This is a genomic window from Mycoplasmopsis anatis, from assembly GCF_900660655.1.
Classification (GTDB): domain Bacteria; phylum Bacillota_I; class Bacilli_A; order Mycoplasmatales; family Metamycoplasmataceae; genus Mycoplasmopsis; species Mycoplasmopsis anatis.
This window is the reverse complement of the sequence record NZ_LR215035.1, coordinates 358,221-381,674: the sequence shown is the minus strand read 5'-3', so window position 1 is coordinate 381,674 and position 23,454 is coordinate 358,221. Positions and strand designations below refer to the sequence as shown.

Below are 23,454 nucleotides of genomic sequence, written 5' to 3'. Positions count from 1 at the left end.
TTAAAACAAAAAAATACTATTACTTAACAAATGTGAAAAAAATAAGTATTTTTATGAACTTGTAAAAATTTACAATTAAGTTATGAAACAAAAACATGAATTTATTAACCATAATTTGGTAAAAATTTTAGAAATTAAAAATGAATTTAAAAATAGAATTAAAAAGGAGTTAGAAAATTTTCCAGATAAAATTTTAGCTATTGCTAATGATAGAGACTCAGTATTTTTTATTGGTGTTCACGAAAGAAACATAAAAGATTACGTAATTAACAAAGACTTATTTAATATAGATTATGATAATGGTACTAAAAAAACACTAGTATTAAATGATATATATCGAATGATGTTAAATGAATTTTATTATATAGTTGACTGAGAAAAAGGCACAAAAGAAATTGAACTGCAAACTCAAGTTTGTATTTTAGAAATAATCAATAGAATTACTTCAGAAAAAGAAATTATGAACTCAAATATTTCCTTAATTACATTAGTTAGTAACGAAAATATATTAAAAATGCACCATAAAAATAGTGCATTGAGTTCACAAATATAATTATTTATGATATTTTTTATTATTGATTATTGAGAAAGCTCTATAAATTTGCTCAGATAACATAACCCTAAAAAGTTGGTGTGGAAAGGTCATGTTACTAAATTTAATTTTAGTAACATTTTCAAATTTTTCTTCAAGCACTCCATCACTACCACCGATAATAAAAGTTATATTATCCTTATTAAAGATTTCACTAAATTCAATGCTATCATACATTTTCCCTTGTAAACTGCATAATACTACAGGTGAATTCTTTGGTATTTTACTTTGAATTATCTCAGTTTCTTTTGCTTTTTTTACTTCTATATTATTTTCTTTTGATTCTTTTATCTCGATTAAATTAACTTTAGCATAAGAATTTACTTTTCTTATATACTCACTATATAGAATTTTAAAATCTTTTTCTAATGTGCCAACTGCTATAATGTTAATTTTCATTTTTCTTATTAGATTCAATATAAAATAAAAGCATTTGAATATCTGATGGATTAATTCCGCTTATTCTTGAAGCCTGTCCTATGGTGATAGGTTTAATTTTAATTAGTTTTTGTCTAGCTTCTGTTGCGATATTAGGAATTACATTATAATCAATATTTTCTGGTATTCTATACTTTTCTAACTTGAGCATTTTATTAGCTTCAGCTAATTGTTTTTTAATATATCCATCAAGTCTGATTATAGTTGTTAATTCGTTTATAAAAGGAAAATCAGGTAACACATCTTTTGGATCCACTTCAGGTCTAGAAATTAATTTAATTAAATTAGTACTATTTTCTACATTATATTTTTGAGCTATAGGATCCTTAGTTGATAAAAAAGTGTTTTCAAGTTCTTTTATCTTCTGATCAATTAATTTATATTTTTGATCAATTCTATCAAATTCATCTTTTGAAATTAGACCAACATTGTAAGCAATTTTGTACAATCTTGAATCGTTATTATCATTTCTTAACAGTAATCTATATTCAGCTCTACTTGTTAACATTCTATAAGGTTCCTTTGTACCTTTTGTAACTAAATCATCAATTAATACACCAATATAAGCTTCATTTCTTTTAAGAATTAAAGTTTCTTTATGTTCTAAAGTTAATGCTGCATTAATTCCAGCAATAAGTCCCTGAGCGGCAGCTTCTTCATAACCGCTTGTTCCATTTATTTGTCCAGCACAAAAGAAATTCTTAATCTTTTTAGTTTCTAAAGTTGGATATAAATCAAGAGGATTTAGTGCATCATATTCAATGGCGTATGCTCATTTTTGAACTCTTGCATTTCTAAGTCCGGGTATTGTTTTAATTAATTCTGCTTGGATATCAACTGGTAAAGAAGTTGAAAGACCATTAATATACATCACATCACCCTCTTTAGTTTCTGGTTCGAAGAAAATTTGATGTCTTTCTTTATCAATAAAACGCATTATTTTATCTTCAATACTTGGACAGTATCTTGGTCCTACACCTTTAATTACACCAGAATACATTCCAGAAAGATGTACGTTCTCTTCTATTAATTTATGAGTCTCAGGAGTTGTGTATGTTAAATAACAAGAAATTTGTTCGGGTAATTTTATGTTTGAACGTTCAGAAAAATTAAGTTGAATGTTACTCAATTCTTCTTTTTGGACTTCACTAAAATCTATTGAGTCTGTAAAAATTCTTGGTGGAGTACCAGTTTTAAGTCTTTGAAGTTCAAAACCCAAAGATCTTAATGATTCGGAAATTAGAGTTGTAGTTTTTTCGTTATCTGGACCTGATTCAAATACTGTTTTACCTCTAATAATTCTTGAATCCATGTATGTGCCTGTTGTTAAAACTACAACATCAGCGTCATAAACTTCTCCATCTCTAGTGGTAACACCAATAATTTTATTATTTTCTACATTTATTTGAGAAACCTCAGCTTCTATCAAAGTAATATTTCGATGTTTTTCTAAACTTTCTTTGATAATTTTAGAATATTTTTCTTTATCTATTTGAGCTCTTATAGCTCTAACCGCCGGACCTTTAGATTCATTTAACATTTTTATTTGAATCATTGCTAAGTCTGCAAAATATCCTTGCATTCCACCTAAAGCATCAATCTCTCTAGTTATAATCCCCTTAGCAGGTCCTCCAATAGATGGATTACATGGCATCATCGCAAGTTTTTCTAAATTAAAACTAATCAAAGCTACTTTATGTCCCTTATTTGCAAGTGCAAAAGTAGCTTCAACTCCAGCGTGTCCTCCACCTATTACTATAGCCTCAAATTTCTTGTTCATTATTCCTCACTTTACATGGTAAATATTGTTTATTTATTTTATCACTTTTAGTGTATAAGTCAAGGTATAAAACAAGTATTTTTAAGTTATTTTTTCAAATAAATAAACTTTTTATTATAATTTATTCATCTATGAAAACAACATTAACAAAATATAACGGAAGAGAAAGAGAATTTAATAAAGAAATAGCATTAAGCTATATTGAAACTATAGTAAATTTCTTAAAGGATAAGGTCAAGGAATCTAATTCAAAAGGTTTAATTGTCGGAATTAGTGGTGGAATTGATTCAGCTCTTGTGTATGCTTTATGTAAAAAAGCATTTCCAAATGATACTTTAGGTGTAATCATGCCTATTGATAAGATGGATCATGATTTAGTTCATATAAAAGAACTAGAAAAAAGTCAAAACGCCAAATTTATTACTGTAGAGCTAAAAAATACTTTTGATTCTATTTTAGCTGCAACTAATGTTGAAGATAAAATGTCAATTTCAAACATTAAACCTAGACTTAGAATGACAACACTTTATGCATTAGCACAATCAAAGAGATATTTAGTTTGCGGTACAGATAATAAAGATGAATACTTTACTGGTTATTTCACTAAATATGGTGATGGTGGTGTTGATTTATTACCCATTGTTCACTTAACTAAATCTGAAGTTAAATACCTTTCAGAATTACTTAATGTTCCATATTCAATTATTAACAAAAAACCTTCTGCAGGATTATGAGAAGGACAATCAGATGAGGATGAATTAGGTTTTAGTTATGATGATTTAGATTTTTACTTAGATCATATTGATAATAATGTTATAATAAACAAATATTTAGATCAAAAAGTTATTGAAAAAATAGAAAAAATGCATAAAAATAGCGAACATAAACGTCAAAGTGCTTATAAACCGCTAGAAATTAATAAAAAATAAGGAGAAAAATATGGCAGGACACTCACACTCAGCAAATATTGCTCACAGAAAAGGTGCACAAGATGCAGCAAGAGGGAAAATATTTCAAAAATTATCAAAAGAAATTTATGTAGCAGCTTCAGGAGCTGGCGGGCCAGATCCTGAATCAAACCCAGCATTAAAATTAGCTATTTCCAAAGCTAAAGCTAAGAATATGCCTAAGGATAATATCGAAAGAGCTATTCAAAAAGCTAAAGGAGATAAAAATTCAAGTTCATACATCGAAACATTATTCAATGCTACTGTTGGTGGCGGTGTTACATTTATAGTTAATACCTTAAGCGATAATATTAATCGTGTCACTTCAAATATTCAAGCTTACTTTAAGAAGCAAAATGCTTCATTAGGAAAAACAGGTCAAATTCCTTATCCATTCGAGAAAAAAGGTATCATACAAATTGATGATTCGTTAATTTCGGAAGATGTTTTATTATTAAATGCTCTAGAATTAGGAGCAGAAGATGTTAAACACATTGTTGAAGATAATATCTTCGAAGTTACTTCAGCACCTGAAAATTTCAATGACTTAAGAAAAGCTATTGAAAATGATTTAGGAATTACTGAATTTAAAATGTGTGAAATCACATATATTCCATCATTATTTATTGCTCTAGATGATGAGAAAAAAGAAAAATTATTAAACTTCGCTAACGATCTTCAAGAAGATGATGACGTTCAAGATGTTTACCACAACATAGAAATTTAATAATGTTTCAAAAAATTGAATATCTTAGTAATTTAGTTGGTTCACTAGAAACTAAAATACTTTTAGTATTTATCTTTCTGGCTATCCTTTTATTAATACCAATTTTTATTTCATTATTACTTCCTTTTTTCTTTAAGCAATTAAACAACAAAACCAAAACTTATTTATATGCTTTTGTAACTGGCTTTTTCATAGTTATGTCTCTTTTTGGATTTATGAGAGAAGCATTAGAGATCTCTTCAGTAAACTCTCAAAGAGATTGAGGTGAAAATTATGTTTATATTAGTAATATTTTAATTGTTGCAGGTGGTTCACTAATAGGAATATTTATAAGTTTTTTCATAAAATATATTATTTCTTATAAAGTTAATAAAAAACTTCTAGCTTCTAAACAAATGAGTGTTTTTGTGCACGTTCACGATCATGATAAATCAAATGTACATTCACACACTCATCCAGATATTATTTTTAATAAACATGATTCAGTTGAATTAACTAAAGATATAAATAAAAAAAGTGAATCTAAATTAAAATTTGTTGCTCTTTTATTACTTTTAACACATAGAATACCTGAAGGAATTATTTTAGGTAATAGTATTAGTTTAATCGTTGAAGGTAGTTCAAATGATATTACTATTGCCTTTATTATTTCACTTATACTTCACTTAATTCCTGAAGAGATAATCTTCTTCTATAGACTAAGAGAAGCAGGTTATAGTAAATGAAAAGCAGTTTTAATTTCTATTTCAGGTTTACTATTATTCTTACCATTTATGTTAATTGGTTCAATTATTGGTAAATATATTCTACAAAACTGAGTAATTTACGCAGCTATGCAATCACTAATTGGAGGAATATTCTTATTTACTTCTCTTGTTGAATTCTTCCCTGAATTCTACCACTCAAATTTTGATAAGAAAAGCTGAGTAAAAACATTAATATTCCTCTTTGCCGGAATAATAATAAGTATTTTTATTCTTTCATTCCATTTACATGGAAGTTCACCGGTGTAATAGCATTTATTGCTATTTTTTATTTTACTTTTTGACTTAGCAAGCAATTTAGATAAGTCCCAAAAATTATCTGTAATAGTTGAACAAAATAACAAATTAAAAGATAGTGTAAAAATTTAAATTAGTTCTACTTTGTGGTGCATACAGACTTGTGTTTGAACTTTTTAGTTTAAAATAATAAAAAAACAAGTCTATTTACAATATTTCCCTTTAATCTATCATGTCTTCAAATTTTTTAAGTATTATGTTATATAGTAAATTCTCCTGTTCTTATTGTGCTATCATTGCAAAATTTTATAGTACAAAACAAACATAAAAAAATGAATTTGTGTACTTCAAAACTTTTAATACTTGTAAATATAGAATGAAAACTTATTTAATAAACTACTTATATCTTGTTGATTTCACACATCGAAGTTAATACAAAAATGTATAAAATCAACAATTAAAAGAAGAAAAAGTAAATTGAACAGAGAATTAGGAATAATAAGAAAATGTCTTGGTATTTACAATATTATTTGGTGAATAAATTTATATGTTATCGTGCATAAAGTTTCCTAATAGTGTTTTTTGTTTTGCATCGTTCTTCAATAACTATTTTTCATAAAATCAGAAATAATAGTTATATCTTCTCCTTCATAATACTTCACAAGTAATTTTTTAAATTACAGAACTTTTTTTCAGGAATAACCAAAAATCCTCCTCCATGAGATATTAAATAGTGGTTAGCAAAAACAATAGATGCTCTATTATTCCCATCAATGAATATTTGCACTTTCATACAGTATATATACATAACTTGATTGCAGCATCGATAGCATCATCATTTCCTTCAGTAATCTTTTGTATTTTGTCTTTCACATCTTTTTAATTTGCTAATGACACCACATAAGAGGACCCACCAATCATAACTGGTACTCCACGTATACGACCTCCTTTAACAAAAAGTCCTTAATTAACAAATCTCGCAATATGATAAAGCATGTAATAGTCCGATTTGCTTGCTGCTACATCTTTATCCAAAATAAACTCCTATGCATGTTTTAAATTTAAGATTTTCTGCACATCAGTTTCTGTCATACCTGAAACTTTTCCATTATCTATAATTTCTTGCGTTTGGGGAAAAGATGTAGCTACTCCATCTAAAACTCCCTGATCATAGATATTCATCTTCATATTCGCCCTATCAAATGCTATATTATTAATAACATCTGCTGATAACTTGTTTTCCGAATATCCGGTGCCACAAGTCCTTTTTCTATATGACGTAATTCTTTTTTTATTGTTCTAATTTATCTAGTATTACGAAGTAGTAAGTTATAAAGTTCTTCGGTATATACTCTTACATATGTTGATGTCAGTTTACCAGCAACACATTTTCTAACATATAAATATTTTCCAACACCACGATCCTTAATTTTAGGTGTTCCATCATAGGGAATCAAATCCAATCTAGCGTGAAGATCGGTACGACTTCTGAGTAATTTTTGTATTTCATTATAGTTTATAACCATTATTTTCACTCCTTTTTAGGAAAATTCGTTAAATTATTACACTATATTTGTTCTTTAATTAATTCTAAAATTCTATGGAAGCTTAAACAAAATCCCTCTACTGTCATAACCCGCTCTTAGCATTTTGGTTTTCGCATATTATTACTCTATTAAGTGCCATGATAGCCGCAATTACTCCACCTATCTTTTTGTTAACTTTTCTTTATCTGTTTTTATATTTCCAGCATTGTCTGTTCGTATAAAGATATTATCCATATCCCATCTAAAAACAGGATGCCCGCCCTGAGATATTATCCACTTTAGTGCTAGTTTCACAAGTTTTATAGTAGGCGACATATATGAAAAAAGATGACATTGATAATTTAATAGATTATAATGAAGCTGATTTGAATAACTTAATTGGATGTTAGGTAATCAATTATATTCTGGTACTTTACATATTTAAGGATTATCTAAAAAGGATTATTGAGTATTTCCAAACAATGAGTTTAAGGAGTTGAATGCTTATTAATATTTCTCTTATTTCAACGAATTAATAAATGTTTTAAATTCACTTGAATTTAATATGTTAAGAGAATATGCTTCAAATATGAAAAATGATGAAGAATGATTAATTAGAAATTGTGAAATTACATTCCGTTATCAAAAATTAAATACTAAATATCACAAGAAAGTAAGCATTATTTGAAAGTCGATGATTTAAGAAAAATTAAATATAAACCTAATTAAAATGAACTTCATAAAGTGTTAATCAGAAAACAACAAGAAAAAACATGAATAAACAAGATGAATTAGCACTTATGATGTAAGTACTTTTTTATATAAAAAAGTAGAAACATTAAGTATCTACTCAAATAATATTATTGTAAACTCTAATTATTATTTACTTAAAAAAAGATAAATAAAAACATTAGTGAGTACTAATGTTGTGTGCTTTGAAGATATTGTTTTTCATAAAGTTCAGCTTCGGCGAAGAATTTATGCTCAATTTTTCTACTTCAACTAAGCTTAATGTTATCGATGTTAGGGATCTTTTTCTTTAGATAAATAGTACTAATAGTGAAGTTGATTAATCCAGCAATTAAACTATTACTTGCATAACCTATTGAAATAACTAAAGCTGAATTAAAATCATCCACTCCATAATTACTTAATAAAAATCCAAATCCTACACTAATTCCCATCACGATAAAGAATGTAAGGAATCCTTCCATAGAGGTGGCAATAATGGAGTTTTTAATATTATTAGTTCCTTGGAATAGTAACATAGCACCTGTAGCAAATGAGTAAAATGCAAGTCTAAGCATATTTATTCTTAAATAAATACAAGCTTTGTTCATAACTTCTGGTTCAACTCTTAGTAAGTATAAGAAATGAGGTGCTAGTATTGCTACTATTGTATAAACTATCAATGCATATCCAAAAGATATCATTAAGGCATATCAATAAACTTGTTTTACTCTATTTACATCGCGTTTGGTGTAAGCATAACTTAATAAACTTCTAGCTCCATCAGCAATTCCAAATAATGCTAAGAAAAATAAAGTTATTATTGGTGATGCTTTAGCTCAAAGATATACATTCGATGCACCATTGCTATATGGTAATTTAGTTAGTAATAATGTAATTACTAATGAACCAACCGCAACCCCAACTGAACGGATAAATCCACTAAAACCAAGTAGTCCAACTGGTCCAAGAAATTTATATCTAAATTTAAAGTTAATTAAATGATGAATACTTAATCATGTAGTTTGGGATTTATTATTTTTATAAACATAAATAACATAAGCTATTAGATTAACACTTCAAGCCAAAATAGTTGAAATTGCTGCACCTAATATACCCATTTTAGCAACACGAATTAACAATACATTTAATATAACGTCAAATATATTCGCAACTATAGCTCAAAACATTACATATACATTTTTACCTTCTGCTCTTATTAAATAACTAAGAAGTAAATACATACCTTGAATAAGAGTTCCACCACAGTAAATATAAATGTATAATTTTGCTCAACTTATACTAATGTCTCTAGCAGAATTATAGTATTGTTGAATTATTTGGCTTGGTTTATAATTCGAAATTCCTCACTCGTTAAATTTTGACAGTAACTCAGCATTTCTGTCAATCATATAAAGAGATGAAGATTCAAACTTAGTTCTTGAAGCGATTTGTTCAACTAAACCACTTCATAAAGTGATGTACATAATTAAAGTTGCTAAAATTGAGCAAACAATTGTTGCATAAAATGCTGTACTTCATAAATCTTTACCAGTTCTTTCAAATCCTTTCGAAACACATTTGGTGTAATAAACACTAGTACCAACAGGTATTAAAAAAACTATTGAATTACTAAATATTGTAAAAGGTGCATTAGCATTAACTGCAATCGAACTAACTTGGTTAGTATTTAATTCATTTATTCGATCACTAATTGGCGTTATGATGTTATATGCATTATAAATTAAATCAAACTGTTCACGATTAAGATGTACATATCCACTTGGTAAGTAATCATATAGAATTCCACTTTGTGACGCTCCATGAGCTGTAGTATTTAGTAAAAATATTGTATCCGGAACAAAATTTAGAATAAAAATTTGGTTTAAGAAAGCGGCTAAACCTAACATTAATGAAGTGGCTAACCCAGGAATAGCTACTATAAAGATTGCTTTTTTTACTGGTGTGTTTTCAAAAAGTAGTTTAGCACGAGCTTGTTTATCTGTAACATTTGAATTTTTTTGTTCTTTTTTTAACCAAAAAAAATTCATTGGCAACCCCCTTTGATGTAAATAATATTACTACTTTTTTAATCTTTTATAAAACTTTAATTAATATTTTAATTAAATTTTGAGTTATTACAAATTTAAAATAAAAAAATGGTGGAGATGCCGGGAGTCGAACCCGGGTCCACACATAAATTTTTTAGCTATGTCTACAGTTTATATTATTTTTTAATAAATTATATTAATCTTAAATAATCAAACATATTAATATAATTCCTAATAAATTTCATTTAAGTCTATTAGAATCAACTTAAACTATCCTGTAAGACCTACACATCAATTCACAGGAAAAATTGAGTGCAGCTAGAATTGCTTAATTATGCAAATGCTAGACTTGTGTTTCCAGCAAAAGCTGGATTTCATGCTGAGTATTCAGCTTTTTCTTCTTTATTTCCGTTTAAGAAATACCTAGAAGCATTATAGTCTGCCAAACTACTGCAATAACTAATAGTTTATGCATGTCGAAACCATTACACCCCCATTAGTAATTTTGAAGTACTTTTCTAAGTCTTTTTTCAGTTTCTTCTTTAGCAATTTTATCTCTTTTATCATATTTTTTGAGCCCTTTTACTAATGCGATTTCAACTTTAATTTTAGATTGGTTATTAAAATAGATTTTAGTAGGGATAATTGTTAGTTGTTTAGCCTCATTCTCAAATTTTAACTTCACAATTTCACGTTTATGCATTAAAAGTTTACGATCTTGATACTCATCACATTTGACATCCATATATTTTCCAAAATATGCATCCTTGAGATAAATTTCATTTTTATAAATCGAACAATATGAATTAGTAAGTGAAACATGTGTAGCACGTGCACTTTTAACTTCTCAACCTTGTAGAGAAATTCCACACTCATATTTATCAATAATTTCATAATTACGAAGATCTCTTTTATTACTACTTAGAATTTTCATACTAAATAATTATATAAAAAAATGTTAGATTAACTCTAACATTATAATAAACTTGCAGCATCTTCATCAATAATTAAAGTAACATCATTATGCTCTCTTAAAAAACTTGAAGGAACATCTTCAGAAATTGGTGCGTTTAATGTTTTATAAATAGCATCAGCTTTAGATTTACCTGAAGCTATTAAAATAATTTTTTTAGCTTCAAGAATAGTACCGATCCCCATTGAAATAGCAGTTTTAGGAATATCATTAGGATTATCAAAATATATTTTATTTGATTCAATAGTACTAGGTGTAAGTTTAACTTCTCTAGTTCTTTCATCTTTTTTGCTTCCTGGTTCATTAAAGGCGATGTGGGCATTTGTACCAATTCCTAGAATCATAAAGTCAATACCACCCATATCCTTGATTTTTTGTTCATATTTCTTAGCATTTTCAACTAAATCACCTAAACCTTCGGGTAAATTAATATTTTCTCTTTTTAAATCGATATGATTAAATAAATTATCATTCATAAAATAGTGATATGAGCATTTATTATCATAAGGAATTCCAACATACTCATCTAAGTTAAAAGTAGTAATATCTTTAAAACTGATTCTTCCTTCTTTAACTCTTTGAATTAAATTTTGGTAAGTTTTAATCGGTGAACTTCCTGTAGCAAAGCATAGTTTTGAATTTGGTTTTTCTTTAATTTGTTTTTCAAAAAAATCTGCAGCTACTTTTGATACTTCTTCATAATCTTTACAAATAATTGTTTTCATAATTAAATTTCTTCTCCTAATTTTTTACCTGAGATATATACTTCTTGTATATCGTAAGTGTTTTTATCCATGATTACAATATCGGCAATTTTCTTCTCTTCAATTCTACCTATATCATTTCTTTTGAGATATACTGCAGAGTTATAGGAAGTCATCTTTACAACATCTTCTAGAGCTACACCAAGAGAAACTAAATTCTTGAATGCATCATGAATAGAAATTCCACTTCCAGCAATAGTATTAGTTCCTTTTAAAGTAATTAATAATCCATTTTTTGTTACTGGAATTCCTCCAGAGATATTATCTCCATCTTTGTAATATGCTGGTTTAATTGCATCACTGATACAAATTATTTTATCAGCGCCTTTATTTTTGATTGTAAATAGAACTGTTTCTGGTGCGATGTGTTTTAAGTCACAAATGAGCTCAACATATGGTTTGTCATTGTATAATGAAGCTTGAACCATTCCTGGATTTCTTGAATCTACACCACTCATAGCATTTCACAAGTGGCAGACTGAATTACATCCATTACTAAAATACAATTGTGATTTTTGAAAATCTGCTGAAGAATGACCAATCGATGGAATAATTCCGAGCTCAATCATATGTTTCATAACTTCAATTGGGACGTTCAATGGATCAAAAGAAATTTTCTTCAGTTTAGTTTCACTAGCATAGTACATTTGATCAATTAATTCATTTGTTGCTATTTTTAATCACTCTTTTTTATGTGCACCTTTTTTTGTTTCACCAATGAAAGGTCCTTCGATGTGAATTCCTAAAGACTTAGATATTCAATTTTCATTCTTTGCAATTTCAGTAAGTGATTTTAATATCACTTCTCAATCATTAGTCATAGCGGTTGGCATAAATGAAGTAACACCACTTTTAGCTAATTCACGTGAAATTATTTCACAGGATTTTTGGCCATTCATAACATCTTCATTATAAAAACCATGAATATGTGTGTCTATAAAGCCTGGAACAGCTAAATATTTTGCAGTACCTTTTTTTTCAGTAATTTGCTTAATTTTTCCTTTTTCGATCAAAATATCTGCATTATTTATTGTTTTATCATGATTTACAATTTTCACATTTTTAATTAACATTCTAAAACCTCTCTTAAATTATTATTATATTTAACTAATAATTCACTCGCTTTTATTTTATCAACTTTTTTAGCAATCATGACACAAGCTACTTTTACATTTTTAACTTCCAAATAAGTATTTTTAGCTATTTCGAAATCTGCGTTTGTAATTTGTTTGACAATTTCAATGGATCTTTGAACTAATTTTTCATTTATAGGTGTTAAATCAATCATTAAATCATCATAAACTTTGTTTAATTTTATTGCTGTAATTGTGCTTATAGCATTAAGTAAAATTTTTTGAATCGTACCTGCTTTAAGCCTTGTGGAACCTTGGATAAACTCAGGGTTGGATTCAAATTCATAAACAATATCTGAATTAGGTGAAATTAAACCGTCTTTATTTTCGGTGATTAAAACTTTTTTAGATTTTCTTTCCGTACCCACACTAAAAAATCCATTTACATATTTAGTATTGCCCGAAACACTTAAACCTATAAGTAGGTCATTTTGATTAATTTTTAATTTAATTGCATCTTTTGCACCCAATTCAAAATCATCCTCATAACCTTCAAGTGATTTTAAAATAGCTTCATCTGAACCTGCCATTTGGTAAATAAATCAATTTTTCTCACCAAAGGTTGGTAAAATATCCAAAGCATCTAGCATCCCAATTCTTCCACTAGTACCTGCTCCAATATAAATTACACGTCCATTATGTTTTATTGCATTTACTGAAAGATTTATTATTTTTTCTAGAATGTCATTTTTATTCATTAATTTTTCAATAATATCTTTTTGATTGATTCAATATAGTTCAATTAATTCACTAATTGATTTCTTATCTAAATTTTGTTTCATTATTTTCCTTATTCATATAAATAATAATATCTATATAAGTGTTTTGAAATTATGTGAATATTATATTTTTATATTTTTGTTAAAACTCTCATTTGTGAAAAAATAATTCACAATTTAAAAGATTTAAAATATTTTGCACAAATTTTATGAATTTAATATTCATATTAAATATAAACTTGGCTGTAAAGTAAATAATTTAAGCGAGAACAGTGGGTGTTCTCGGATGATGAAAGGAAAATATGGCAAAAATATTAAATAGTTTTAATAAATTGCATATTGGTCAAAAAATTTATACAATATTGTGGTTTTTATTTGTAGTGCTATTATTTGTTACTGTTATTGTAACTGGTGTTTATAAGCCTTCTAGCGAAGAACTTAGAGCTAATGTGATAGCCTCAATTGCCTTAATTACAATCGTTGAATTATTTGTTTCTGTTATTTTAACAGTCTATATTAACGGTTTTGTTCTTAGAAAGAGAGGTAAGAAATAATGACTAAAACAATTGCCTCTAAACATTCTACTAATTCTTTTGGTAAAAATATAATGAAGAAGTTGAGTAGAATTGGCGGAGTTTTACTCTTCCCAATTGCTGTTCTTCCTATTGCAGCTATTCTACTCAGAATAGGTGCTGATATTCCTGGCACAACTGCATTTTCTGCATTCGTTGGAAAATGAATTTTTGGAGCTGGTGATGCAGTTTTCGCTAATATGCCTATGATCTTTGCAATTGGTGTTGCATTCGGATTTACAAAGGAAAATCGTGGTGAAGCCGCCTTTGCTGGATTTGTTGGTATGTTTGTTCTTTATAACTTATTAGGTTCAACAATCGACCTAATTTATGGATCAATTAACTTCGGTATCGAAGGAGCTACAGGATTTAGATCAATTTTCGGAAGCAAATTCGATGCAGCTATGGTTCAAAATGTTCTTAATGGTATTATTGTAGGTTCAATTATTTCTTGAATTTACAACAGAGCAAACGGAGTTGCTCTCCCTAAAGTTCTTGGATTCTTCAGTGGAAAAAGACTTATCCCTGCATTAGCAATTATTGTGGTTTCATTATTTGTTTTTGTATGAGGACTTATCTTCCCATGAATCGGTTATTTAATTTATATTGTTTCAGTAGGTCTTCAAAAAGCCGCAAGTCAAGATAGCAATCTTGCTAAAGCTGCAATTATGGGTGTATATGGATTTATTAACCGTTTATTAATTCCATTTGGATTACACCACATTCCTAACAACTTATTCTGATTCCAATTAGGTGAATGAGTAGATGCTGGTGGTAAAACAATACACGGTGATATCTTTATTTTCTTAAATGGTGTTCCTAAAAATAACCCAGGTGGAATCTTCCAAGCTGGATTCTTCCCAACAATGATGTTTGGTTTACCAGCCTTAGTTCTTGTATTTGCTTTAACAGCAGAAAACAAAGTTCAAAGATCTAAAGTGTTTGCTTTATATGGTTCAGCAGCTTTAATCTCATTTATTAGTGGAATTACTGAACCAATTGAATATGCATTCATGTATGTTTCTCCTCTTATTTACTTAATTCATGCTATTCTAACTGGTGTATTCGCATTTATTACAGGTGTATTTGGTATTCAACTAGGATTCGGATTCAGTGCTGGATTCATGGATTACTTATTAAGCTTCAACAAATCTCTTGCCATTATTAGAGAAAGTGGATTCACAGGTGCTAAAGCAATTCTTGCTCACCCATTATGAATCTTCCCAATTGGTGCAGTTTGTGGTGCAACTTACTTCTTTGGTGGAATGCTATTAGTTAAAAAATTAAATCTTTCTACACCAGGTAGAGGTAACGGTATTATTTTAGAAGAAACCGAAAGCACAAAAGAAGAAAATTTAACTCAATTATCTACCAGAGCTAAAAAAATTGTTAAGGCTTATGGTGGTTGAGAAAATATCTCTGAATACAACAACTGTTCAACAAGATTAAGATATGTTGTAAAAGATGGAGCTAAAGTTGATTTAGAAGCACTTAAAAAATCAGGTGTGATGGGTGTTGCTAGAATTAGTGATACCTCAATTCAAACAATTATAGGCGTTGAAGCAGAAGCTTTAAACAACGAAATTGTTTCACACAAAGGCGAATCTTTGGAATAATAAAAATATAAAAAATAGGTTAATTCCTATTTTTTATGAAAAATTTTTTTCACAAATCAGTTAAACTTTAATAAACTTCCCTAAAAAACAGCATTAAATTTTATAATTAAAATATGAAGCAACTAATTGAAGTTAAGTATTTAGATAAAATTTCTAGTAATGAGACTTATAAATACATAACCAATTTTATTGAAGAAGATCCTGATTTTTTCTTAAAAACTTCAATAGCTAATTTTGCTAAACATTTATATGTTTCACAACCTACAATTACAAGATATGTTAAAGCATTAGGTTTTAAATCTTATTCACACTTTAGAATTTATATATCAGAGCGTAAGAGTACATATAAATACGGTAATATTAAGATAGTAGAAGGTAAAGATTTAACTTATGAACAGATCTTGAATAATGTCTGAACTCACTTTAAATATGCTTCTGAGCAATCATATGATTGGACTGTCGCACATCATGAAGATATAGGGCAATATTTAAAGTTCTTAATTCGTTCCAAAAGAGTGATTTTCTTCGGAATCGGTGAATCAGGTCTAGTGTGTGACTACTTAGCATATAACTTACGTAAAACAGGTATGTTAGCAACTTCAATAAATAGTGTTCATGATTTCTTTGGAATTTATAAAACAATTACTAATAATGATTTTTTAACAATTATTTCAAGAAGTTTTGAAACTTTAGAGGTATTAAAAGTTCGTGATATTTGTGAGAAATATAAATTATATTATTCGATATGAACTAAAAATGAAAATATTGAAAAACTAAATGCTAGAAATATCATTCAATTACATTCGCTTGATCAAACTAAAAGAATTGGTTCGATAGGTTCGAAAATTTCGATGTTCTTTTTCGCTGATTTAATTTATTTTTATATTGCTAATAGGATTGATCATGATGACAAAGATATTTTTGAAAATATAACTATTGAAAGAAATAGTTGAAATAATAAACACGATAACAAAAAATCAAGTCTATAAAACTTGATTTTTTGTTATAGCATTTCATTTTCAGGTTTAAGATTATGATCTTTTGTAAATGCTCTTTGACGTTTTTTAAGCATCATACTTACAATTGTTGCACCTAATACAAGAACCGCTAAAGTAATAGCAAATACTAAATAACTAGTTTGATAATTTATTTTTTCAAAGATACTAATCATACCTAAACTAAAAGCGAATGCAACTAATTGAAATAAAATCATTGTAATTGCTGCAAAAAATGCATATTTTTCACTTGGAACTGCACGATATGAATAGTCATAATAAACCGGTAAGAACATACTGAATAAAAAGTATTGAATAAATGTTGAAATTAGGAAAATAATTAACATTATATTTTTATTTTGATGTGCTCATGTAACTGTATGCGGTATTGCACCAGTATTATTAGCCGCTGAGGCAATAACACCAACATTAGCGTTTAATCCACCAAAGGCATAAATGTAGAAAATTGCTGAAATAAGGGTAATAACTACAAAAGCTATCGAAGTTGATATAAGGATTTTCTTACCTAATAAAAAGATTACTAAACTACCTAAGCATAAAGCTGCACCTACGACAATTAGGTAGATTGTTACTCAATGTTGAACTGAATTTGATGTTTTAGCTTCCATAAACAAATTAATTACAAAGTTAGTATTAGTTCCGATTCTAGGAACAAATGATATGGATGAGAAAACTGCTAATAAAATTAAAATTGTTGCTGTATAAATAAATGTTTTTGAATGTTTCTTGATTTTAGGTTTTGATGAAATTTCTACATTTTTATCAAAAACTACAAATGTGTTATATAATAGCGCACTCACTACGTATGTAAGACCTAAAATTAAACAAATATATTCATATGAAAGGATGTGTATAAGTCCTAAGCTAACTAAAGCTGCGGCTAAATAAGAGAATGAAGTGGCAAAATTATTAATTCTGTTAAAAATATTAATATTACTTTCGTGTTGAGAAAGACGATAAACAATATTTTTAAGAGCTAAAAATCTTACTGAATTAAAAATATTTCAAATAATAACAGCAACATAAACAGTGTAAGTGATAGCTTTCACATTTTTAGCTTCTGAATTTGTAATATTTTGTGTTCCAAAGATAAAACCAATTAGACAAACGAATAATATAACAAAAGCACTAACATATTCTGCAATAACAATTAAAAGCCTGTTATTAAATTTTTTAATAATTATTGGTGCAATTGCAAATGATAATAAAGTTGGAATGTATCTAAAGATCTGCACCAAAGCAGAAGCTCACACACTACCCGATGCTTTAAGCGTAAATAAAGTACTTACAACATTAAAACATTCAATTGCTGATTGTGAAATGACCATCGCAACTGCAAAAACAATCATATTTCACAATACAGGCTTGGTTGATTTAAATAAAGTGATTTTCTGAATCATTTAACCTCCATAATCTATTATAGTTAAATTTTTTTGTGCAATAGAGGTTTTCAGAAATATTTCCACATCGAATTTATTAAATCATTCTAGTAAAATTATTATAGGAGAAAACTATGAAAAGTATTTATTTATATAATAATGTTCAGCTTGAAACACTTGAATTAGATAACAAAAAAGATAAAACAATTTTTATAATACATGGTTTTACAGCAGATTTTGATAATCTTAAAGCAATCACTGAACACTTCAAGGATCAATTTAATATTTATTCAATAAATTTACCAGCTCATGGTAAAAGTCAAACCAGCGAAGAGTTAAATGATATTTATGCATATTGTGATGTTGTTGTTGATTTTATTAAAAATAAGCAACTAAAAAATATTTATTTAATTGGTCACTCAATGGGAGGACTAATTGCAACAATGATATACGAAAAAATTAAAGAAATTATTGATAAAGTTTTATTGATCGCTCCAGCAAATTTCACCACATTAGAAATTGGTGAAAAATTAAAGTATGCCTTTTTTAAAGGCAGTTTATTATCCAAAATAACATTTGTTAGATATTCATATCATAGATGATTTAAGGCGCTTAGAGATAAACAATTTAGAGCTAACTCAGCTAAATGATATGAAGAACATAAACAATATATGGACGATTATTTTAAGGTAGGTCATCAATTCATGGAAGAAAAAATATTAAAAGATCAAGAAGAGATGATAAAAAAAATTGACAAACCTATCGGATTACTTTGTGGTAAATCTGATAATATTGTTAATCAAAAGAAAATATGAGAGTATTTTAAAAGAATTAAACCAGAGACTAAAATGTACAAAATTAACGCTTGTGGACATAATCCATGAAGAGAAAATAAAACTGATGTATTGCAAGCGGTAGAAAGATTTTTTAATGAGTAAAATTAAATTATTTTTGAGCGAAGAAGAAATTAAAAATGAAATTAACGAAGCTCAAGAAAAACTAAAAAATGGAATAATTCAGGAAAAAACTATACCAGAGTATTGAACTCGTGGAATTAATAAGACTCTTTCGAGAAAAAAATTAATTATTCTATCAATTTTTACAGGTTTATTCGGTATTGATAGATTTTATCTAGGTAAAAAAATATCAGGAATAACAAAACTGATATTCACATTACTTGGTGTAATGACAGCTATTTTAATAATCAATTTTAAACCATGAAATATAACAGATATTTCTACGTTAGTAAATGTGTGGATTTTTATTACATTAGAATTTGTTTTAGTTTTAGGTTTCTACATTACAGATATAGCTATTTCATTTAAAAATCCAAGAGACTCGGAATTTAGGAGTGTAAAATAATGGAAACATCATTGATACAAAAAATCAAAAATCTTGGTTTTAAAAAAATTTTAGCTTTAATAATTTTAGCATCATTAGATCTGTTTATTGTTTCCCTTCCATACTATATGAAATCTGCTATACCAAACTTTTACAAGTACATGCACGTTGATGAATCAGTATTATTAAGCTGTTCTGCTATTATTGGTTGAGTTACAATTATCACTCAATTACCAGGCGGTTGATTAGCAGATAAGTTTTCAAACAAAAAATTACTAATCATCGGTGTTGCTCTAACCTTTTTTATGAGTGTTTGATTCGCTTTATTAATTATATTCGGTCATCAAATTCAAGGGAGTGCTTTACTACAATATCAATACTATATTATTTTCTTTGTTTGAGCTATTAGTACAACTCCATTTTTCTGAAGTCCTCTTTGACGACTTGTTTCACAACAAACATCTAAAGAAGAGCAAGGGCTTGCATTTGCAGTTCAAGGTTCATTTGTCGGTATAATAGGTTTTGTTTTTACAGGTATTGTTGCATTTATTGTAATAACTTTAATTGATGGTAAATCTATCGAACAATCAAGCTTGTTTGTAGGTCTTTACATGTTACTATTTAGTGTTTGTTTATTTATTCTTTTCTTTGGACTTGTCTTTTATGTAAAAGAATATAGAAAAGAACAAGAAGATAAAGAATCATTTAAGAAAATTTTAAGATTACTAAGTAACTGAAAAGTTTGAATGTTATCTATTTTCCTTTTAGGGATGTATTCATTCCAAAGTACCTTTACGTACTATCTAAATCAACTTTTATCTAATACTATTAGAGAAGCGTTAGGTATTCCTATTGCAGTGCTAACAATATTATTTGCAGTAAGAATTTATTTCTTGAGATTATTTGTTGGTGGACTATTAATGAAGTTAGGAGATAAATTCAAGTCATTTATCTTACTTCTAATAATAGTTACAAGTTTAGGTTTAATTCTTACATTAATATTTGTATTCATGCCAGGTTTCTTTAATAATAGTTATGTAAATTATAGTCGTGGATTATTATGATTTATGTTTATAACGATGAATATTCTTTTCATGATTATAATCACATGTTCATGAATAATGGTAACCTTAAGATTTGCTCAACAAGCTGAAATCACAACTCCAAAAAATTCATATGGTTCAATGACAGCAATTTTATCATTAATTGGATTTAGTTCTGATGCTTGAATGAGTCAAATTGGTTCAAGTATTACAAGTATTTATAAAGTTGAAGTACTGATTCACTTCATAATATAGGAAGATTTACAGATTTTAATGTTGGTGATTACGCCACAGATCCGATTGCTTATCAAATAATTATAATCATTGGTTGTGCTGTAGCTTTAATTGGAATTTTAGCTGGATTGAGTGTATATATTTCTGAAACAAAGTTAAATAAAAAATACAACATTAAATTCTATCGTTGAAGAGATGTCCAAAACTAGAAAAAATGCAATTATTGTAATTGCATTTTTTTCTAACACCTAAATCAGTGGTTTTAATAATTTGTAAAATAATTTTTTAATAATATTTTTATTAGAATTAAATTTATTGTAATTAGTAAATTCAATCGATTTATTTTTATAATCTTGAAAAACTTTTTTAATCTCATTGACAGATTTACCTTCTATAATGTCAGTTGTTTCATATTGAGCAAACATGCTTCTAGCGTCCATATTACTTGTTCCGAATCAAGCGATTTTATCATCTACCAATCCAATTTTACTATGTAAAAAATGATCTTTGTAAATATAGACTTTTAATCCAAAAGACATTAATTCAGAAATTTCATTTAAACTTACTTGGTAAACAACTTTTTTATCTGGAAATCCAGGCAAAAATATTTCTACCTCAACTCCAGAATACAAAGCTGATATAATCTGCTTTCTAAGTGATTCTGTGATGCTAAAGTATGGAGTGCTAATTTGGATTTTTTTCTTAGCATTAGCAAACAACTTCACTCAAGCATTTTCAACATTTGAATATTTAATAAGGGGAGTATCATAAATCAATAAAGCTCTATTATCGCTTTTACAATCATCATTGTTAAACTTAAGATTCAATTCAATTTCTTTATTTGTAACCATCTTTCAAAATTTAGCAAAATGAACGATATATGTATTAGTATAATTGCCACTAAATTTATAACTAAAATCAATTCAATGTCCATACTTTTTACTATATGAAATATATTCATCAGAAATATTATTACCACCAGAGTAAACAAATTGATCATCTATTATTATAAATTTTTGATGATTTCTATAAAAACTTTGACTAGTTATGAAAGGATATAAAATTTTTCCTATGTAAGCGTATTCAAAATTTTTATATTTTCTAGATAATCGCTTAAAAACTTTATCACGTATTGTTCCTGATCCAAAGTAATCAATTAATCATTTAACATTGACCCCTTCTTTTAATTTTTGCTCTATAAGTTCAAGCATTTCATCGAATATTTCGGATTTTTTTATAATATATGAAATTATATTTATTGAATATTTAGCATTTTTTATATCATTTTTTAATTGCTTAAAATACACTCATCCTTCATTATAAAATTCAAAATTTGCAGATAAAACAACTGTTTTATTCATCTTTTGTAGTTGATCTAAAACACTTTTGCAGCTTTGGACTTGACTGCAGTAGTTAGTTATTAAATATTTTTTATCGTCATTAATTTTTAGTTCTTTTTTGTTTGAATAAGTAAGCCCATATGTTAAAAATAAAATATGACCAATTATAGGCAAAATAAGCATTATGGATATTCAAGAAAATTTTGCATAAGTTTGACGATTTTGATTAAGTAATAAAATGATAATAACTAAATTTAATAAATATGAACTAAATGCAATTAAGAAAATAAATGAACGGTTAATCATAAAGAAAACGTAGCTTACACCTAAAAAGTAAGCACTCAAAATTACTAAAACAAGGATGAATAAAGCAAATTTTCTTAAATGTTTTATTTTCATGATTCTCCTAATTATTTATTAAATTATATTCAATTATTTTCTATAAAAATTTTTTTATATAAAAAAGCATAAACAATAATTTATGCTTCAATTTTATTTAGTCATACCAATTAGTAAACCCTTATTTACAAATGTTTTACCCTCAAATAAGCACTTAGTTAATTCTGGGTAGTCAATAAATGGGTTTCTTACTGCACGATAATTTTTATAAATTTGATCATTTCTATGAATATCAAAACTATCAACAGGATCGTTATTATTTCATTTTAAGTAAATTTGAAGATATTCATCATTTAAATGTGTTGGTGTTGTTCTTGAAAAGACTTCGTTTTTATTATAAATGTCTTGGTTTGCGTAAGTTAAAGCAAAATATAAATAAGTTCTAGCAATATCACCTTTGAATTCATCGATAGGTTCAAAAACATTTTTTCCAGTTTTACTAATTCCTAATTTTGATCCATTTAATGAAGTATAAGATACATTAGAAACTTCTCCATGTGGATAATTACTTCTTATATTGTTTACTTTGATATCGGTTGGTCATACAAATTGGGCATCAGATCTTATCGGTTCAACTCTTTTGAATCAAGATTGTGGTATTAAATGTTCACGGTTGGTTCCATCTCCTTCATTCGCACCATCAATTGTTGCATAGGTGCTAAATGTGTAAGGATCAGTACCGTTTGGATTTTCACTATAAATATCTAAAATAGAATTATCTTTCTCATAAAAAATATCCTTAAATGTGTCAGTATTATTATAAAATCCTGGGAGTGAACCGTAATTTGTACTTGTATCATTTGCTTTACTTCATTGTAAAGTAATAATCGCTTTTATCAATTCATCCCCACTAAGACCATTTAATGGAGCATAATATTCCATAGCTTTTTCACTGTTATCATATAAATATTTAGAAACTTGAACTACGTTTTCTTTGTCTTTATTAGGACTTTCGGGTTGACTTGGTTTAGTTTCACTTGGCTTGGTTGGGTTTCCAGTTTCTGTACCATTTGAAGGGTTTGAAGGTTTTACTTCTTGTTTGTTATTTGAACATGCAGCAGAAATTGCTAACATTGTTGTAGATGATAATAATATAGAACCAACTACTAATAATTTATTTTTTATCATTTTATA

Annotated in this window: 23 protein-coding genes and 1 other RNA gene; 11 read left to right on the top strand and 13 right to left on the bottom strand. The window is 27.4% G+C overall.

Going from position 1 to position 23,454, the window contains the following annotated elements:
* Positions 1-82: 82 nt before the first annotated feature.
* Positions 83-553: a hypothetical protein gene (locus tag EXC66_RS01625; protein ID WP_006886630.1), complete on the top strand. Its 471-nt coding sequence runs from the start codon at positions 83-85 to the stop codon at positions 551-553.
* Here EXC66_RS01625 and EXC66_RS01620 read toward each other — a convergent pair whose 3' ends face one another.
* Both EXC66_RS01620 and mnmG read right to left on the bottom strand, forming a co-directional pair.
* Positions 554-991, bottom strand: a complete 438-nt coding sequence (locus EXC66_RS01620) for a 23S rRNA (pseudouridine(1915)-N(3))-methyltransferase RlmH (RefSeq protein WP_006886629.1) — start codon at positions 989-991, stop codon at positions 554-556.
* The gene (mnmG, locus tag EXC66_RS01615; protein ID WP_006886628.1) at positions 981-2,810 is read right to left on the bottom strand and encodes a tRNA uridine-5-carboxymethylaminomethyl(34) synthesis enzyme MnmG; all 1,830 of its coding nucleotides are present in this window, start codon (positions 2,808-2,810) and stop codon (positions 981-983) included. Before mnmG ends, EXC66_RS01620 begins: the two co-directional genes overlap by 11 nt.
* Before the next feature lie 131 nt (positions 2,811-2,941).
* Here mnmG and nadE point away from each other — a divergent pair, with 131 nt between their 5' ends.
* From nadE to EXC66_RS01600, 3 genes are read left to right on the top strand one after another with little or no spacing between them, the layout of a single operon-like run.
* Complete coding sequence (nadE, locus tag EXC66_RS01610; protein WP_006886627.1) at positions 2,942-3,739, top strand: NAD(+) synthase; 798 nt, start codon at positions 2,942-2,944, stop codon at positions 3,737-3,739.
* Between the two features lie 10 nt (positions 3,740-3,749).
* Entirely contained in the window at positions 3,750-4,484 is a 735-nt protein-coding gene (locus EXC66_RS01605; RefSeq protein WP_006886626.1) for a YebC/PmpR family DNA-binding transcriptional regulator, read from the top strand.
* A gap of 2 nt (positions 4,485-4,486) precedes the next feature.
* Positions 4,487-5,497: a ZIP family metal transporter gene (locus EXC66_RS01600; RefSeq protein WP_006886625.1), complete on the top strand. Its 1,011-nt coding sequence runs from the start codon at positions 4,487-4,489 to the stop codon at positions 5,495-5,497.
* Between the two features lie 1,032 nt (positions 5,498-6,529).
* Here EXC66_RS01600 and EXC66_RS04310 read toward each other — a convergent pair.
* Both EXC66_RS04310 and EXC66_RS04305 read right to left on the bottom strand, forming a co-directional pair.
* A complete protein-coding gene (locus tag EXC66_RS04310; RefSeq protein ID WP_006886624.1) occupies positions 6,530-6,673 on the bottom strand; it encodes a hypothetical protein in 144 nt (47 codons plus the stop codon).
* Positions 6,674-6,789: 116 nt separating this feature from the next.
* The gene (locus EXC66_RS04305; protein WP_006886623.1) at positions 6,790-7,011 is read right to left on the bottom strand and encodes a DUF6788 family protein; all 222 of its coding nucleotides are present in this window, start codon (positions 7,009-7,011) and stop codon (positions 6,790-6,792) included.
* 565 nt (positions 7,012-7,576) lie between these two features.
* Between EXC66_RS04305 and EXC66_RS04300 the strand changes: the two genes are divergently transcribed.
* Positions 7,577-7,714 (top strand): hypothetical protein, encoded by a 138-nt coding sequence (locus EXC66_RS04300; protein ID WP_006886622.1) that lies wholly within the window; start codon positions 7,577-7,579, stop codon positions 7,712-7,714.
* Positions 7,715-7,931: 217 nt separating this feature from the next.
* Here EXC66_RS04300 and EXC66_RS01590 read toward each other — a convergent pair whose 3' ends face one another.
* The 6 genes from EXC66_RS01590 to EXC66_RS01565 all read right to left on the bottom strand — a co-directional run bounded on the left by EXC66_RS01590 (position 7,932) and on the right by EXC66_RS01565 (position 13,443).
* Complete coding sequence (locus tag EXC66_RS01590; protein ID WP_006886621.1) at positions 7,932-9,791, bottom strand: MATE family efflux transporter; 1,860 nt, start codon at positions 9,789-9,791, stop codon at positions 7,932-7,934.
* Between the two features lie 109 nt (positions 9,792-9,900).
* Positions 9,901-10,286: a transfer-messenger RNA gene (gene ssrA, locus EXC66_RS01585) on the bottom strand.
* Between the two features lies 1 nt (position 10,287).
* Positions 10,288-10,725, bottom strand: coding sequence for an SsrA-binding protein (smpB, locus tag EXC66_RS01580; protein WP_006886619.1), 438 nt, complete (start codon positions 10,723-10,725; stop codon positions 10,288-10,290).
* 41 nt (positions 10,726-10,766) lie between these two features.
* Positions 10,767-11,489 carry a glucosamine-6-phosphate deaminase gene (gene nagB, locus EXC66_RS01575; protein WP_006886618.1) on the bottom strand — a complete coding sequence of 241 codons (723 nt, stop codon included), beginning with the start codon at positions 11,487-11,489 and terminating at the stop codon, positions 10,767-10,769.
* A gap of 2 nt (positions 11,490-11,491) precedes the next feature.
* Positions 11,492-12,601 carry an N-acetylglucosamine-6-phosphate deacetylase gene (gene nagA / locus EXC66_RS01570; protein WP_006886617.1) on the bottom strand — a complete coding sequence of 370 codons (1,110 nt, stop codon included), beginning with the start codon at positions 12,599-12,601 and terminating at the stop codon, positions 11,492-11,494.
* Entirely contained in the window at positions 12,595-13,443 is an 849-nt protein-coding gene (locus EXC66_RS01565; protein ID WP_006886616.1) for an N-acetylmuramic acid 6-phosphate etherase, read from the bottom strand. Before EXC66_RS01565 ends, nagA begins: the two co-directional genes overlap by 7 nt.
* A gap of 239 nt (positions 13,444-13,682) precedes the next feature.
* Here EXC66_RS01565 and EXC66_RS01560 point away from each other — a divergent pair, with 239 nt between their 5' ends.
* The 3 genes from EXC66_RS01560 to EXC66_RS01550 all read left to right on the top strand — a co-directional run bounded on the left by EXC66_RS01560 (position 13,683) and on the right by EXC66_RS01550 (position 16,557).
* Entirely contained in the window at positions 13,683-13,934 is a 252-nt protein-coding gene (locus EXC66_RS01560; protein WP_006886615.1) for a hypothetical protein, read from the top strand.
* Complete coding sequence (locus EXC66_RS01555; protein WP_006886614.1) at positions 13,934-15,568, top strand: PTS transporter subunit EIIC; 1,635 nt, start codon at positions 13,934-13,936, stop codon at positions 15,566-15,568. Before EXC66_RS01560 ends, EXC66_RS01555 begins: the two co-directional genes overlap by 1 nt.
* A 113-nt stretch (positions 15,569-15,681) precedes the next feature.
* On the top strand, positions 15,682-16,557 hold the full coding sequence (locus EXC66_RS01550; RefSeq protein WP_112579130.1) for a MurR/RpiR family transcriptional regulator: 876 nt from the start codon (positions 15,682-15,684) through the stop codon (positions 16,555-16,557).
* A 14-nt stretch (positions 16,558-16,571) separates the two neighbouring features.
* Here EXC66_RS01550 and EXC66_RS01545 read toward each other — a convergent pair whose 3' ends face one another.
* On the bottom strand, positions 16,572-17,984 hold the full coding sequence (locus EXC66_RS01545; protein WP_006886152.1) for a hypothetical protein: 1,413 nt from the start codon (positions 17,982-17,984) through the stop codon (positions 16,572-16,574).
* A 113-nt stretch (positions 17,985-18,097) separates the two neighbouring features.
* Here EXC66_RS01545 and EXC66_RS01540 point away from each other — a divergent pair, with 113 nt between their 5' ends.
* The 3 genes from EXC66_RS01540 to EXC66_RS01530 are packed head-to-tail and all read left to right on the top strand — an operon-like array spanning position 18,098 to position 20,602.
* A complete protein-coding gene (locus tag EXC66_RS01540; RefSeq protein WP_006886153.1) occupies positions 18,098-18,901 on the top strand; it encodes an alpha/beta fold hydrolase in 804 nt (267 codons plus the stop codon).
* Positions 18,894-19,325: an NINE protein gene (locus tag EXC66_RS01535; RefSeq protein WP_006886154.1), complete on the top strand. Its 432-nt coding sequence runs from the start codon at positions 18,894-18,896 to the stop codon at positions 19,323-19,325. The genes EXC66_RS01540 and EXC66_RS01535 overlap by 8 nt, the downstream gene beginning before the upstream one ends.
* Positions 19,325-20,602 carry an MFS transporter gene (locus EXC66_RS01530; protein ID WP_006886155.1) on the top strand — a complete coding sequence of 426 codons (1,278 nt, stop codon included), beginning with the start codon at positions 19,325-19,327 and terminating at the stop codon, positions 20,600-20,602. Before EXC66_RS01535 ends, EXC66_RS01530 begins: the two co-directional genes overlap by 1 nt.
* Before the next feature lie 227 nt (positions 20,603-20,829).
* Here EXC66_RS01530 and EXC66_RS01525 read toward each other — a convergent pair whose 3' ends face one another.
* Positions 20,830-22,320 (bottom strand): phospholipase D-like domain-containing protein, encoded by a 1,491-nt coding sequence (locus tag EXC66_RS01525; protein ID WP_006886156.1) that lies wholly within the window; start codon positions 22,318-22,320, stop codon positions 20,830-20,832.
* Between the two features lie 93 nt (positions 22,321-22,413).
* Positions 22,414-23,448: an endonuclease gene (locus EXC66_RS01520; protein WP_112579134.1), complete on the bottom strand. Its 1,035-nt coding sequence runs from the start codon at positions 23,446-23,448 to the stop codon at positions 22,414-22,416.
* Positions 23,449-23,454 lie beyond the last annotated feature (6 nt).